This window comes from Cryobacterium sp. AP23, assembly GCF_054075385.1.
On sequence record NZ_CM133415.1, the window covers coordinates 991,588 to 1,005,348 of the forward strand.

11 protein-coding genes are annotated in these 13,761 nt (G+C 69.2%); 4 read left to right on the forward strand and 7 right to left on the reverse strand.

What is annotated here, in order from left to right:
- Complete coding sequence (rpsP, locus tag ACU5E9_RS04635; protein WP_456812448.1) at positions 1-417, reverse strand: 30S ribosomal protein S16; 417 nt, start codon at positions 415-417, stop codon at positions 1-3.
- A gap of 287 nt (positions 418-704) precedes the next feature.
- On the opposite strand from rpsP, the gene ACU5E9_RS04640 reads away from it, so the two are divergent.
- Positions 705-1,886, forward strand: coding sequence for a glutamate--cysteine ligase (locus tag ACU5E9_RS04640; RefSeq protein ID WP_456812449.1), 1,182 nt, complete (start codon positions 705-707; stop codon positions 1,884-1,886).
- A gap of 64 nt (positions 1,887-1,950) precedes the next feature.
- Here ACU5E9_RS04640 and ACU5E9_RS04645 read toward each other — a convergent pair whose 3' ends face one another.
- The gene (locus ACU5E9_RS04645; protein ID WP_456812450.1) at positions 1,951-2,757 is read right to left on the reverse strand and encodes an LLM class F420-dependent oxidoreductase; all 807 of its coding nucleotides are present in this window, start codon (positions 2,755-2,757) and stop codon (positions 1,951-1,953) included.
- A 38-nt stretch (positions 2,758-2,795) separates the two neighbouring features.
- Positions 2,796-4,364 (reverse strand): signal recognition particle protein, encoded by a 1,569-nt coding sequence (ffh, locus tag ACU5E9_RS04650; RefSeq protein ID WP_456812451.1) that lies wholly within the window; start codon positions 4,362-4,364, stop codon positions 2,796-2,798.
- A gap of 104 nt (positions 4,365-4,468) precedes the next feature.
- Here ffh and ACU5E9_RS04655 point away from each other — a divergent pair, with 104 nt between their 5' ends.
- Positions 4,469-4,780, forward strand: coding sequence for a putative quinol monooxygenase (locus ACU5E9_RS04655; protein ID WP_456812452.1), 312 nt, complete (start codon positions 4,469-4,471; stop codon positions 4,778-4,780).
- 20 nt (positions 4,781-4,800) lie between these two features.
- Here ACU5E9_RS04655 and ACU5E9_RS04660 read toward each other — a convergent pair whose 3' ends face one another.
- Positions 4,801-5,415, reverse strand: coding sequence for a TetR family transcriptional regulator (locus ACU5E9_RS04660; protein ID WP_456812453.1), 615 nt, complete (start codon positions 5,413-5,415; stop codon positions 4,801-4,803).
- 48 nt (positions 5,416-5,463) lie between these two features.
- Here ACU5E9_RS04660 and ACU5E9_RS04665 point away from each other — a divergent pair, with 48 nt between their 5' ends.
- The gene (locus ACU5E9_RS04665; protein WP_456812454.1) at positions 5,464-6,978 is read left to right on the forward strand and encodes an MFS transporter; all 1,515 of its coding nucleotides are present in this window, start codon (positions 5,464-5,466) and stop codon (positions 6,976-6,978) included.
- A gap of 80 nt (positions 6,979-7,058) precedes the next feature.
- Here the strand turns inward: ACU5E9_RS04665 and ACU5E9_RS04670 are convergent, their stop codons facing one another.
- Positions 7,059-7,565 carry a DUF2004 domain-containing protein gene (locus tag ACU5E9_RS04670; protein ID WP_456812455.1) on the reverse strand — a complete coding sequence of 169 codons (507 nt, stop codon included), beginning with the start codon at positions 7,563-7,565 and terminating at the stop codon, positions 7,059-7,061.
- An 8-nt stretch (positions 7,566-7,573) separates the two neighbouring features.
- On the reverse strand, positions 7,574-8,449 hold the full coding sequence (gene ftsY / locus ACU5E9_RS04675) for a signal recognition particle-docking protein FtsY (protein ID WP_456812456.1): 876 nt from the start codon (positions 8,447-8,449) through the stop codon (positions 7,574-7,576).
- A gap of 121 nt (positions 8,450-8,570) precedes the next feature.
- Between ftsY and ACU5E9_RS04680 the strand changes: the two genes are divergently transcribed.
- Positions 8,571-10,061 carry an FAD-binding oxidoreductase gene (locus ACU5E9_RS04680; protein WP_456812457.1) on the forward strand — a complete coding sequence of 497 codons (1,491 nt, stop codon included), beginning with the start codon at positions 8,571-8,573 and terminating at the stop codon, positions 10,059-10,061.
- Positions 10,062-10,072: 11 nt separating this feature from the next.
- Here the strand turns inward: ACU5E9_RS04680 and smc are convergent, their stop codons facing one another.
- A complete protein-coding gene (gene smc / locus ACU5E9_RS04685; protein ID WP_456812458.1) occupies positions 10,073-13,657 on the reverse strand; it encodes a chromosome segregation protein SMC in 3,585 nt (1,194 codons plus the stop codon).
- Between the last annotated feature and the right edge of the window lie 104 nt (positions 13,658-13,761).

Consider the following 13,761-nt stretch of genomic DNA (forward strand, 5'->3'; position numbering starts at 1 on the left):
TTACGCCTTGTCCTCTTCGGTTGCCTCAGCGGCAACGTCTTCGGTCTCGACCTTGGCCGCGGGCTTCTCGGCCTTGGGCTTCAGAACCGGCTTCTTCTTCTCGTCGGCGACGAAAGCAGCCTTGGGCTCCTTGACCTTGACGGTGGAGACGGCGTTCTTGTCACCCTTGAAGATGCCCCAGTCGCCGGTCAGCTTGAGGAGTGCCGCAACCTGCTCGGTCGGCTGGGCGCCGACGGAGAGCCAGTACTGGGCACGCTCGGACTTGACCTCGATGACCGAAGGCTCCTGCGTGGGGTGGTAGATGCCGATCTCTTCGATGACACGACCATCGCGCTTGGTGCGCGAGTCGGCGACAACGATGCGGTAGTACGGCGCACGAATCTTGCCCATGCGCTTCAGACGGATTTTGACAGCCACAATTCTCCTGTGATTTAGATAGTTTGGCGAACTGACAGCCGTGAGCGTGGGGGCACACTCGGCACAAGCTCAATAAGGTTCGTGTTACGCCGGATTAGAGGGTCGGGCGCAACGGAACTCGACTAATCATTGTGTCAGACATCGACCACATTGTGATAATCGAGATCCGGTTTCCTCGGTACGGGCATGACGCCGTGTAGCGCGCCGGGCGGCGGCCGGGTTGATTTGCTGTCAGGATTGGGCCACATCGCCCCGACCAGGGGCGCCGAAGCGCGAAGGGCACCACCGTGGGAACCGAAGCCGTGGGAACCGGAACAGCGGGAATCGAATTCGCTCACTCGGAGCGCTCGACGATCGGCATCGAGTGGGAACTCGCGCTGGTCGACCGCGCAACCGGCGACCTCGTCTCGATCGCCGACGAGGTCCTCGACGCCCTCACGCAACCGGATGGCTCCCCGCACCCGCACATCACCGGCGAGCTGCTGCAGAACACCGTTGAGCTCGTCTCCGGGGTGCACCACACCGTGGCCGGTGCCGTCGCCGACGTTGCGGGGCAGGTCGCCGAGGTACGCGCGATCACCGAGCCGCGCGGCGTCGACCCGATCTGCTCCGGCTCGCATCCGTTCGGCCAGTGGTTCGACCAGCAGGTCACCGACAAGGAGCGTTACCACAAGCTCATTGACCGCACCCAGTGGTGGGGGCGCAACATGATGATCTGGGGCATCCACGTGCACGTGGGTATCGAGGACCGCGACAAGGTCATCCCGATCCTCAACGGGCTGCTCAGCTTCGTGCCGCACCTGCAGGCCCTCAGCGCGTCGAGCCCGTTCTGGGCCGGCGTGAACACCGGATACGCGTCCAACCGCGCGCAGATGTTCCAGCAGCTGCCCACCGCGGGGCTGCCCTGGCGCCTGGACGACTGGGCGGCGTGGGAGAACTATGTGAACGACCTCACCGTGACCGGGATCATCGAGGACGCCACCGAAGTGCGCTGGGACATCCGGCCGTCGCCGCGTTGGGGCACCATCGAGGTGCGTGCCTGCGACGGGGTCTCCACGGTGGAGGAGCTCGGCGGGATCGCCGCGCTCATCCAGTGCCTGGTCGAGTGGATGTCGACCGAGATCGACAGCGGCCGCCCGGTGCCGACCATGCAGCCGTGGTTCGTGCGCGAGAACAAGTGGCGCGCCGCCCGGTACGGGCTGGCGGCTGAGATCATCGTGAACTCCACCGGCACCGAACGGATGGTCACCGACGAGGTGCGCCGCCTCGTCGAGGTGCTCTCCCCCACGGCCGAACGCCTGGGCTGCCTGCCGGAGCTGCAGCAGCTGAACCTGATCCTCGACCAGGGCGCCAGCTACCAGCGCCAACTGGCCGTGGCCGCCCTGCACGACGGCCACCTCCCTGCGGTGGTCGCCTCCCTCGCCCGCGAGCTGCGCGAAGGCCTGCACCCCACGCCCCGCGAGCCGTGAGCCTGACCCCGAAAACGCGGGGTATTCGGGGTTCAGCTCACGGCTCGCAGGCGGTGCGGGTGGCTTAGGACGCCAGGGCCTTGGGGAGGTTCTTGGCGTCGCGCCAGGCGATCCAGTCTTCGACCGGGGCCAGGTCGTAGGCCGGGCCGGAGATACCGAGGGTGAACAGCGTGGTACCGAGCTCGTAGAGTTCGTCGGCCTCCTCGGTGGTCTTGCCGCGCAGTTCGGTCGAGATCTCGATCTCGTTGATGTCGCGGCCGACGGTGTCGCACCACGTGCCGAGCACCCCGAGCTTGTGGGTGAGGACGTCGGGCGTCGAGAACGAGTGCCAGATGTCGGCGTGCTGCGCCACGATCCGGAGCGTCTTCTTTTCGCCGCCGCCGCCGATGAGCACGGGGATGTCGCGGACGGGCGCCGGGTTCAGCTTTGCCCAGCGCGCTTCGATGCGGGGCAGGTTCTCGGCCAGGGCATCCAGCCGGCTGCCGACCGTACCGAAGTCGTAGCCGTACTCGTCGTAGTCACGCTCGAACCAGCCGGAGCCGGTGCCGAAGATGAAGCGTCCGCCGCTGATGTGGTCGATGGTGCGGGCCATGTCGGCCTGCAGGTCGGCGTTGCGATAGCTGTTGCAGTTGACCAGCGCGCCCATCTCGATGACGCTGGTCTGTTCCGCCCAGGCGGACAACAGGGTCCAGGACTCGAAGTGCAGTCCCTCCGGGTCGCCGGAGAGCGGGTAGAAGTGGTCCCAGTTGAAGGCGATGTCAGCGCCGAGGGCCTCGACGCCCGCGACGGTATTGCGGATCGAGGTGTAGTCGGCGTGCTGCGGAGCGATCTGCACGCCGAGGCGCACCGGGCGGGGCTGGTGAGTAGTCATTGCAGAATCCTACGGCCAGCAGCTCCGCCCGGGCGAGGTTACCGGCCGAGCATCTTCTGCAGCGCCGCCATCTCCTCGGGGGTGGGCCCGCCGGCCGGAGCCTTCGCGCCGCCGCCGAGTCCGAAGCCCGAGCCGCCGGCGGGTGCACCGCCGATCTTCTCCCCCGACGCGAGCGCCGCGTTCTCCGCCGCACGCTTGGCCGGGTTGCCCGACTTCGAGCCCTTCTTCTTCTGCTGCACCTGGGGGCGCTTGCCGCCCATGCCGCCGGGGACCGGTCCCATACCGGGAATGTTGGGCATGCCGCCCTTGGCGACGGTCTTCATCATCTTGGCGGCCTGCTCGAAGCGCTGCACGAGCTGGTTGACCTCGGTCACGGTGGAGCCCGAACCGCGAGCGATGCGCAGGCGCCGAGAGCCGTTGAGGAGCTTGGGGGTGACCCGCTCGGCCTTGGTCATCGACTGGATGATGGCCTCGGTGCGCACGATCTCACGCTCGTCGAAGTTGTCCAGCTGCTGCTTCATGGCGCCGGCGCCGGGCAGCATGCCCATCATCTTCTTGATCGAGCCCATGTTGCGCAGCTGCTGCATCTGGCCGAGGAAGTCGTCGAGGGTGAAGCTGTCGGTGGAGAACTTCTCCGCCATCTTGCGGGCTTCGTCCTCGTCGAACGCGCCCTGCGCCTGCTCGATCAGGGTGAGGATGTCACCGAGGTCGAGGATGCGGCTGGCCATGCGGTCGGGGTGGAACGGTTCGAAGTCGTCCAGGCCCTCACCGGTTGACGCGAACATGATCGGGCGCCCCGTGATCGAGGCCACCGACAGGGCCGCGCCGCCGCGAGCGTCGCCGTCGAGCTTGGACAGCACGACACCGGTGAAGTCGACGCCGTCCTGGAACGCGCGGGCGGTGGCCACGGCGTCCTGGCCGATCATGGCGTCGATGACGAAGAGCACTTCGTCGGGGTCGATGGCTTTGCGAATATCCGCGGCCTGCTTCATCATCTCGGAGTCGACGCCGAGACGACCGGCGGTGTCGACGATGACGACGTCGTGCAGCTTCTGCTGGGCGTACTTGACGCCGTCGCGGGCCACCTTGACCGGGTTGCCCACGCCGTTGCCGGGTTCAGGGGCGTACACGGGCACGCCCGCCTGGGAACCGACGACTTCGAGCTGGGTGACGGCGTTGGGGCGCTGCAGGTCGGCGGCGACGAGGATCGGCGTGTGGCCGTCCTTGGCCAGCCACTTCGCCAGCTTGCCGGCGAGGGTGGTCTTACCCGCACCCTGCAGGCCGGCGAGCATGATGATGGTCGGCGGCTTCTTGGCGAACTCGAGGCGGCGCTGCTGGCCGCCGAGGATCTGAATGAGCTCCTCGTTGACGATCTGCACGACCTGCTGGGCCGGGTTCAGCGCCTTGCTGACCTCGTCGCCGAGGGCGCGCTCGCGCACCTTCCCGGTGAAGTCCTTGACGACCTCGAGGGCCACGTCGGCGTCGAGGAGGGCGCGACGAATCTCGCGTACGGTGCCGTCGACATCCGCCGCGCTGAGCTTGCCCTTGGTGCGGAGATTTTTAAACGTCTCGGCGAGGCGATCTGAGAGGTTTCCAAAAGTAGCCATTGTGGTCCTAGTTTAACCGGCTCGCGACGGTGCCGCTCGTCATTGGGGGCGATTGGCATCCGTCCGGCGTACCGTAGGAGCTTCGCCGTACCGAAGGAGCACCCATGTCAGTTGTCGTCGTCGCCGTGATCACCCCGCTGGACGGGCACATCCAGGATGTGGTGGACGCCTTCGCCATCGCCTCGCCCAAGGTGCACGCCGAAGCCGGTTGCGAGCTCTATGCCCTCCACCACGACGCCAATCAGGTGGTCATGATCGAACGCTGGGCCACTCCGGCCGATCTCGCCGCGCACGCAGCTGGCGAGCCGATCACCGAGCTGAACGCATTGCTCGCGAGTCATGTCGCCGGTCCGACCGACGTGAGCGTGCTCGAGAACGTGCCGCTGGGCGACCCGGTCAAGGGCACCGTCCAGTAGCCGATTCGGGACGCGGGGGCTCAGGCCGCCGGGGCGACCAGACGCTCCACCGCACGCACGACGCTGGCCCGCCGGGCGGCGTTCGTCCCCGCATCCGGCGCCGGCAACGCGGAGAAGGCCGCCGCCGGTTCGTGGATCCAGCAGGACACGATGCCGAAGACCAGGGCGGTCAGGTGGTCGGGGTCCCACCCCGGGTCCACGACGCCGGCCGCCTGCAGGGCCTGGATTCCGCGCACCTGCTCCGTGTGGAAGTCGCTGATCCGGGCCGACGGCTCCGCCAGGATGTCCTGGCGCTCCAGGCGCGCCCAGTCGATCATCCGCAGGTGTTCGGGGTGGCTCACGGAGTGGTCGTAGAGCGACCCGGCGAACTCGGCGAGGGTCTCTCCCCCGTGGGCCACGGCGGCGGCGAACTCCTCGAGGTTGAGTTCGAGGACAGCGTCGAAGAGGTCGGCCTTGTGCCGGTAGTACGCGTAGAGACGCTCCTTGCTGGCGGATGCGGCGCGCGCGATCCGGTCGATGCGAGCGCCGGCGAGCCCGTGGGCGGCGAATTCGATCCTGGCCGCCTCGAGGATGCGCTGCCGGGTCGGTTCCGGCTCCTTCGGGGCCGGCCCGGCGGGAGAAACCTCAATGTTCATGCCGCCAGTGTAGCAAAACGAACTAGTTCGTTTGGTAGGATTCTCGGCATGTCACAATCGACCCCGACCGGCGTTTCTCCGGTTTCCACCCCGTCAGAACCCCCTATCCCCACCCCGGAGTCCGCGGCCCATCACCCGCGCCGGTGGTGGCTCCTGGCCATCGTGGCCCTCGCCCAGCTCACCGTCGTACTCGACGGCACGATCGTCAACATCGCCCTCCCCCACGCCCAGGGCGACCTCGGCATGAGCGACGGCGACCGCACCTGGGTCGTCACCCTCTACGCCCTGGTCTTCGGCGCCCTGCTCCTGCTCGGCGGCCGCATCGCCGACTACTGGGGTCGCAAGCGGTCCTTCATCGTCGGCATGGCCGGCTTCGCCATCGCGTCCACCCTCGGTGGAATGGCGCAGAGTACCTGGGAGTTGCTCGCCGCCCGCGGCCTGCAGGGCCTGTTCGCCGCGCTCCTCGCGCCGGCCTCCCTGGCGTTGCTCACCGTGAACTTCCCCGGCGGCAAGGACCGCATCAAGGCCTTCTCGGTCTACGGCGCGATCGCCGGCGGTGGCGCCGCGGTGGGCCTGGTGCTCGGCGGCGTGCTCACCGAGTACGCCAGCTGGCGCTGGTGCCTGCTGGTGAACGTGCCGATCGCGATTGTGGCGATCGCCGCGGCCATCCCGATCATCAGGGAGAGCAAGGCGCACGGAAACACCAAGTACGACGTGCCCGGCGCCATCCTCGTGGCACTCGGCCTCGGTTCGCTGGTCTACGGTTTCGCCCAGGCCGAGAACGGCTGGTCGTCGTGGCAGGTTCTGGTCTTCATCCCGCTCGGCGTGTTGTTGCTGGCGCTGTTCGTGCTGGTCGAGAGCCGGTCGAACCACCCGCTGCTCCCCCTGCGGATCCTGGCCGACAAGGTGCGCGGCGGTGCGTTCATCACCGGAACGCTCACCGGCGCCGCCCTGCTCGGCGGGCTGCTCTTCCTCACCTTCCACCTGCAGATCGTGTTGGGCTTCTCCCCGCTCGAGTCCGGCCTGGCCTCCCTGCCGATGACCGCGATGATCATCGTGGGTGCAAGCACCCTGTCGAAGTTCCTGCCCCGGGTGGGCGTGCGCATCCCCATGACCGTCGGCCCCGTCGTGGTGGCCGCCGGCCTGCTCTACCTGTCCCGCATCACCGTCGGCGGCAGCTACGCCGTCGAGGTCCTGCCCGGCCTGCTCCTGATGGGCCTGGGCCTGGCGATGATCTTCGTGCCTCTGCAGAACGTGGCCCTGGCCGGCATCGACGCCCATGACGCCGGTGCGGCCAGCGCCGCCGTCACCGCCGTGCAACAGATCGGCGGGTCCATCGGCTCGGCGGTGTTCACCGTGCTGTATACCTCGGCCGTCGCCTCCTCCCTCGCGGGCGGGGACGGCACCCCGGTCGCGCAGCTGCAGGCATTCGTCGACGGCTACCAGGCCGCCTTCTTCTGGGCAGCCGTCGGCGTCTTCCTGGCCGCCCCGGTGGCCTTCTTCATGGTCCGCCCGCGCCCGGAGGACCTGCTCGGCAACGAAGCGGCCGTGCACCTGGGCTGATCAGCCCGTCCCCGTACACAGCGAAGGCCCCCGGAGCACTCCGGGGGCCTTCGTCGTTCACGGCTGCCGGCCAGCGGATGCTAGCTGTCGGCGGCGATCACGATGGTGTCGCCGTGCACGTCCAGGGTGACCACCAGCAGTGCATCCGTCTCGTGCGGGTTGATCGAGTAGTCCAACACCGCGAAGTGCTGGTCGTTACCGATGTGGTGCGGGTGGAAACCGATCCGCTGCAACTGGAGGGAACGCAGGTAATCGATCTGCTTGTCACCGGAGTCCCAGATCAGGGCGTCCTCGAGGACCTCGGGGTCGAGCTCGTCGAACTGGCCCACGATGAACTGGGCGGTCACGGAGACTTCGGCGCTCAGGTCCGCGACGAGCGATTCCCGGGCCTGCGAGTCCAGGTCCTCCAGGGCGTTGATCATGGCCGCGACGATATCGAGCGCCTCGGACGACACCGACTCCTCATCGGGGGAACTGACGTCGATCTCGACGTTCTGGTCACCCAGCTCGGCAGTGTCGGACCAGTAGACCTCTCCGCTGTCGTCGTCGCTGCCGAGAATGCCGAAGAAATCGTGTTCGATGGTCATGGGATGTCCTATCCGACGAGTTTTTGTGCGAAAACGTGCGCAGTGAATCCGGTAAGGTCGTTGATCCCCTCACCCTGCCCGACGAGTTTGATGGGGATGCCGGTCTTCTCCTGAACCGCCAGGACGAAGCCGCCCTTGGCCGACCCGTCGAGCTTGGTCAGCACCAGGCCGGTGACGCCCGCGTGTTCGATGAACGCCTCGGCCTGCGCGAGGCCGTTCTGGCCCGTGGTGGCGTCCAGCACGAGCAGCACTTCGGAGATGGGGGTCTGCTTCTCGATCACCCGGCGGATCTTGGTGAGCTCGTCCATCAGACCGCCCTTGGTCTGCAGCCGGCCGGCGGTGTCGATGATCACGATCTCGGTCCCGGTGTTGATCGCCCGCTCCACGGTCTGGAACGCCACGGATGCCGGGTCCTGGCCCTGCGCCTGCGGCTTGACGATGTCGGCGCCGGCCCGCTCGGCCCAGGTGGCCAGCTGTTCGACGGCGGCAGCCCGGAAGGTGTCGGCCGCGCCGATCAGCACACTGCGGTCGTACACGCGCAAGAACTTGGCGAACTTGCCGATGGTGGTGGTCTTGCCCACACCATTGACGCCGACGACGAGCACCACGGCCGGGCGGGCGCTGAGGTTCAGCGTGGAGTCCAGTTTGGACAGGCGCTCCTCGAGGTCCTCGCGGAGCATCCGGTGCAGGTCCCTGGGGTCGGTGGTGCTGTACCTGGCCACCTTGGCCCGCAGCTCGGTGACGATAGCGTCGGTGACGTCGGAGCCGAAGTCGGCCGTGATGAGCGAGTCCTCGAGGTCATCCCAGGTATCTGCGTCGATCGTTTTCTTCGCGAACACTCCGCGCAATGCGCCGGAGAGGGACCACGGGGTGCGTTCTGCCATGCCCCTAGCCTATGGCTCGCCCGACGCCCGCGCTCCCGGGGGTCGCGGGATCGGGGCGGTGCTGGGTATCGTCACGGTAGTCGCCGCGCGGACCGGGCCGCGCCCCTTCGAAAGGACGGCCATGAGCCTGACCCCAGCCCCGACGCCCGACGCTCACGAGACCCTGGCGGCCCTCGCCGCACGGCTGGAGGGCACCGTGCTGTTGCCCGGCGACCCCGGCTGGGACGACGCCAGGGCGGCGTGGAATCTCGCCGTCGACCAACATCCAGCCGCCATCGTGCGGCCCCGCTCGGTGCGGGATCTCCGGCACGTGATCGTCGCCGCGCGGGAGGCCGGCCTGGGCGTTACCGTGCAACCCAGGGGGCACGGCGCCACCGATGACCTGGCCGGCCGGATCCTGGTGCGCACAACCGCGTTCGATGAGATCACCGTGAATGTCGTGGCCCGGTTCGCCCGTGTCGGCGCCGGCGTGCCGTGGGGCACGCTGCTGAACCGGCTCGACGGCACCGGCCTCATCGCCCTGGCCGGCACGAACCCGGATGTGAGTGTGGCCGGATACCTGCTCTCCGGCGGGCACTCGTGGTTCAGCCGGTGGAAGGGCCTGGCCGCCCATTCGATTCGCGCCGTCGAACTGGTCGACTCGACCGGGGTGTTGCGCCGGGTGACGCGGGACAGCGACCCCGAGCTGCTCTGGGGGCTGCGCGGTGCGGGCGGGTTGTTCGGGGTGGTGACCACACTCGAGATCGACCTCCATTCCGCACCCGACCTCTTCGGCGGCAAGATCCTGTTCCCCGCCGACGCGGCGGAGGTCGTCTTCGGCGCCGCGGCCGAGATCCTGCTCGACGCGCCTCCGGAGTTGAGTCTGTTCCTGGGGCTGATCAACTTTCCCGACGTCGAGCAGGTCCCCGAACTGCTCCGTGGCCGCAGCTTCACCCAGGTGGATGCCGTCTTCGTCGGGTCGGTGGCGGAGGGCGAGGCGCTGCTGGCCCCGCTATTGTCGATCGCACCGGTGATCGCGAACCTCTGCGGGGCGTTCTCGATCGGCCAGCTGGGCGACGTGTCCGGGGAGCCGCAGGAGCCGTCGGGCGCAGTGGACTGGGCGAGGACGGTCACCGAACTGGATTCGGCGACGATCGCGGCACTCGTCGAGGCCTTCCACACGGCGAGTTACGCCGGCCTCACCCTGCTGCAGCTGCGCCCGCTCGGCGGTGTGATCGGCGACCCCGCGATCGGCGCCGACGGCGTTGCGGGCCACCTCGACGCGGGCTTCATGCTGTTCGCCGCGGCGGTCCTGCCGCCGGGGGCGCCGGTCCCCGGCACCGCGGAGCACCATCTGCTCTTCCAGCCCCTGGACGACACGGTGCAGGCCGTCAGGGTCCCCCGGGGCGTGCCGTCCATGCTCACGAACGGCCAGGACCTCTCCCTGGTGTTCGGCGCGGCAGACCTGCGCCGGCTGGCAGAAATCAAGGGCCGGGTCGATCCCGAGAACCTGTTCCGGAGCAACCGCCCGCTGCCGGGTGCAGTGACACCGGGTGCAGCGCCGCCGGGTGCAGTGACCCAGGGGTCATCCGACGGCGCCCGACCGGACGGAACCACGTCGGCGCTGGACTGAGACCGGCCGCCTCAGGAAACCTGTTCGGTCTCGCGGAGGATGCGCTGGCCGACGACGGCCGACACGCCGTCCTGCCGCATGGACACGCCGTAGAGGGCATCCGCGATTTCCATGGTGCGTTTCTGGTGGGTGATCACGATGAGCTGGCTGGTTTCCCGCAGGTCTTCGAAAATCGTCAGGAGCCGGCCCAGGTTGGCGTCGTCCAGCGCCGCCTCCACCTCGTCCATGATGTAGAACGGGCTCGGCCTGGCCTTGAAGATCGCGATGAGCAGGGCGACCGCAGCGAGGGAGCGTTCGCCGCCGGACAGCAGCGAGAGCCGTTCGATCTTCTTGCCCGCCGGTTTCACCGACACCTCGATGCCGGTGGTGAGCATGTTCTCGGGGTCGGTGAGGGTGATGCTGCCGCTGCCGCCGGGGAACAGCACGGGGAAGACCTCGGCGAACGCCGCCTGGGTATCGTCGAAGGCGCTGGCGAAGATGGCGCCCATCTTCAGGTCGATGTCGTCGATGATGCGCAGCAGGTCGGCCCGGGTGGTGGTGAGGTCGGTGAGCTGCTCGGTCAGGAACAGGTGGCGCTGTTCCAGCGCCGCGAACTCCTCGAGGGCGAGCGGGTTGATGCGCCCCAGGCGCGCGTAAGTGCGTTCGGCGGCGGCGAGCCGGGCCTGCTGCTCGGCGCGATCGTAGGGCGTCGCCTGGCTGTCGTCGCTTGGGCTGTCGTCGCTGGGGGTCGGCGCGGCGGAACCGTCCCGTGTCCTGGCGGTCGCCGGCACCGGCTGGTCCGGCCCGTACTCGCCGACGAGCACGTCCTCGACCAGGCCCAGTTCGCTGGCTGCCCGTTCGAGCAGCGCAGACACCTGCAGCTTCTTCTCGTAAATCGCCAGTTCCAACCCGTGCACGTTCTCGGTGATGGCCTGCAGCCGGGTGCGCAGCTCGACCTCGGCCCGCCGCAGCCCGCTGAGTTCGGTGTTCTGGCTGGCCCGTTCGGCCTCGGCCGCGCCGAGCCGCTGGCGGGCCTCGGCCACGGCGGTGTCGATCGAGGCGAGCACCGGGGGCAGCGCGTCGGCGACGGCGGATGCGGCGGCCACCTGCCGGCGCCGGAGGACGGCGCGGCGTGCGGCGGCATCGGCTTCGGCCCGGTCGGCTTCCAGCTGCCGGGTCAGGGAGTGCACCCGGCCCTGCCCTGAGCGCCGCCGCTCCTTGGCGGTGTCCACCTGCAGGCGCGCCTCGATCTCGGTCTCCCTGGCACGTTCCAGTTCGGCGAAGAGGGCGTCGCGTGCGCTCACGTCCAGGATCGGCCTCGGCTGGGAGCGCATGGTGTCCAGCGCCTGGGCGCTGGTGGCGGCTGCGCTCTCGGCGGCGGCCACGCCGGCCGAGGCGAGGTCGGCGGCGGAGTGCAGGCGATCGAAGTCGGCGGACGCAGCGTCGACCTGAACGGTCAGGCGGTTGCGCCGGTCGGCACGGGCCGACTCCCTGGTGCTGTGCTCCCGCAGGGCCGCCTGTGCCGTCCTGGCCTGGTCCCGCACGGTGAACAGGAGGCTGCGCTGCTCGCCGAGGTCGCCGGCGACCTGGGTGATCAGTGACGTCACCTCGCCCAGCCGGTCCTCGGCGCTGTCTCGTTCGGTGACGAGCTCCAGCTTGCTCGGTGCGGCGCCGGACCCGCCGCGCAGCGCGTGCGCGGTGAGCACGTCTCCGGCGCGCGTGATGACGGTCAGCGCCGTCGTGCCGGCCATGCGCCCCGTCAGGGCGTCTGAGACGGTCACGGCGGCCTCGAGGTCGTCCACGATGACCGTCCGGGCTAGCAGCCCGAGCACACCGGCGGGCGCGTCGACCACGGTGTGGGCGAGGACGGCGCCGGGCAGGTCGGACAGGTCGGGCCCGTCCGTCGGCGTGCCGCCGGCCGACGCGGCGAGCACCAGCTCAACCCGGCCCAGCTTCTGCGCCGCGGCGTGGCCGACGGCGGCGATGGCGGCATCGCGGTCGTCGGCGGCGATGGCGTCGGCGAGGGTTCCGAGCGCCGCGGCTATCGCACGCTCGAAGCCGGGCTGAACGCTCATGCCTTCGGCGACCAGGCCCCGGATGCCGGCCAGGTTCGCCTCGATCAGGGCGGATGTGCCGTCCTTCTGGCCGAGGGCCAGGGTCAGTGCGCCGGTGCGGGCCGCCAGGGCGTCCCGCTCGCGTTCGTGCCCGTGCAGCAGGTCGCGGAGCCTGTCTATCTCGGCGTCGACCCGCACGACCTCGGCCTGCGCGAGGTCAACGACCTCCTCGAGGTCGACGTCGCTGGGAGCTTCGTCGGCGTTCTCGTCGAGTTCGGCGAGCTGGCCCTGCGCGGCGGCCAGGCGATCGCGGGCCGAGTCGAGGGCGCCCTGCTGTCGCAGCACCTCGCCGCGCACGGCGGCCAGCCGGGACGCGGCGGTGTCGGCTTCGCCGGCGAGCTGGGCAACACGAAGGTCGTGGCGGGAGACAAGGGCGGATTGCGCCGCGATCTCCTCATCGACGGCGTCGAGGTCCCGACGGACCGCGGCGGTCGTCGTGCGGGCCCTCGCCCAAGCGTCCTCGGCGGTCGTGATGCCCGTCCGCAGGCGTTCGACCTCGGCGACGGCGTCGTCGACCTGCTGCGGCGTCACACCCGCCGGCCGATCACCGGGCTCGGCCTGGGTTCCCAGCAGGGCCAGGCGCTGGTTGGCCAGGGTGTACAGGCCCCGCAACCGTTCCTGGGCTGACTCGAGCCCGAACGCGGTGCGCCGGGCGACGTCGACGGCGTCACCCACCTGCGCCTCCTCCAGCCGCCGCACCCGCACCTGGTTGTGGTCGAGCTGTTCCTGCAGGACGATCCGTTCGGAGTGCCGCTCGCTTTCGGTCCGGCCGTGGGCATCCAGGGCGCGGCGCAACACCACCACGTCGTCGGCGAGGAGGCGCGCGCGCGCATCCCGCACGGTGGCGGCGATCTGCTGGGCCTGCCGGGCCACCTGGGCCTGCTGGCCCAGCGGCTTGAGCTGGCGGCGGATCTCCCCGGCCAGGTCGCTGAGCCGGGTGAGGTTGGCCTGCATCGCCTCGAGCTTGCGCACGGTCTTCTCTTTACGGCGCCGGTGCTTGAGGATTCCCGCGGCCTCCTCGATGAACCCGCGTCGTTCCTCCGGGCTGGCCCGCAGCACCGCATCCAGCTGCCCCTGGCCGACGATGACGTGCATCTCCCGGCCGAGGCCGGAGTCGCTGAGCAGCTCCTGCACGTCGAGCAGTCGGCAGGTGCGGCCGTTGATGGCGTACTCGCTGGCACCGTTGCGGAACAGGGTGCGCGAGATCGTCACCTCGGCGTACTCGATCGGCAACGCGCCGTCGCTGTTGTCGATCGAGAGGGTGACTTCCGCTCGCCCGAGGGGGCCCCTGGTGGACGTGCCGGCGAAGATGACGTCCTCCATCTTGCCGCCGCGCAGGGTCTTGACGCCCTGTTCACCCATCACCCAGGCGAGGGCGTCGACGACGTTGGATTTGCCGGAGCCGTTCGGTCCGACGACGCAGGTCACACCGGGTTCGAAGGCGAAGGTCGTCGGCTGGGCGAAGGACTTGAACCCCTTGAGGGTGAGACTCTTCAGGTACAACGCGCCCGTCCTTCCCGCACTCATCCTGCACGGCAGTTATCGAGTCAACGGTACCCGACCACCGCTGGTTTACCGGGACCGGCCCGCTGGGGATCCCGCGCAGC

Excerpts from the sequence above, each read along its gene's own strand:
- ftsY (WP_456812456.1), bottom strand. The coding sequence starts at position 8,449 with ATGGCAGAACGCACCCCGTGGTCCCTCTCCGGCGCATTGCGCGGAGTG.
- ACU5E9_RS04665 (WP_456812454.1), top strand. The coding sequence starts at position 5,464 with ATGTCACAATCGACCCCGACCGGCGTTTCTCCGGTTTCCACCCCGTCA.
- ACU5E9_RS04655 (WP_456812452.1), top strand. The coding sequence starts at position 4,469 with ATGTCAGTTGTCGTCGTCGCCGTGATCACCCCGCTGGACGGGCACATC.
- ACU5E9_RS04645 (WP_456812450.1), bottom strand. The coding sequence starts at position 2,757 with ATGACTACTCACCAGCCCCGCCCGGTGCGCCTCGGCGTGCAGATCGCT.
- ACU5E9_RS04660 (WP_456812453.1), bottom strand. The coding sequence starts at position 5,415 with ATGAACATTGAGGTTTCTCCCGCCGGGCCGGCCCCGAAGGAGCCGGAA.
- ACU5E9_RS04670 (WP_456812455.1), bottom strand. The coding sequence starts at position 7,565 with ATGACCATCGAACACGATTTCTTCGGCATTCTCGGCAGCGACGACGAC.
- ffh (WP_456812451.1), bottom strand. The coding sequence starts at position 4,364 with ATGGCTACTTTTGGAAACCTCTCAGATCGCCTCGCCGAGACGTTTAAA.
- ACU5E9_RS04680 (WP_456812457.1), top strand. The coding sequence starts at position 8,571 with ATGAGCCTGACCCCAGCCCCGACGCCCGACGCTCACGAGACCCTGGCG.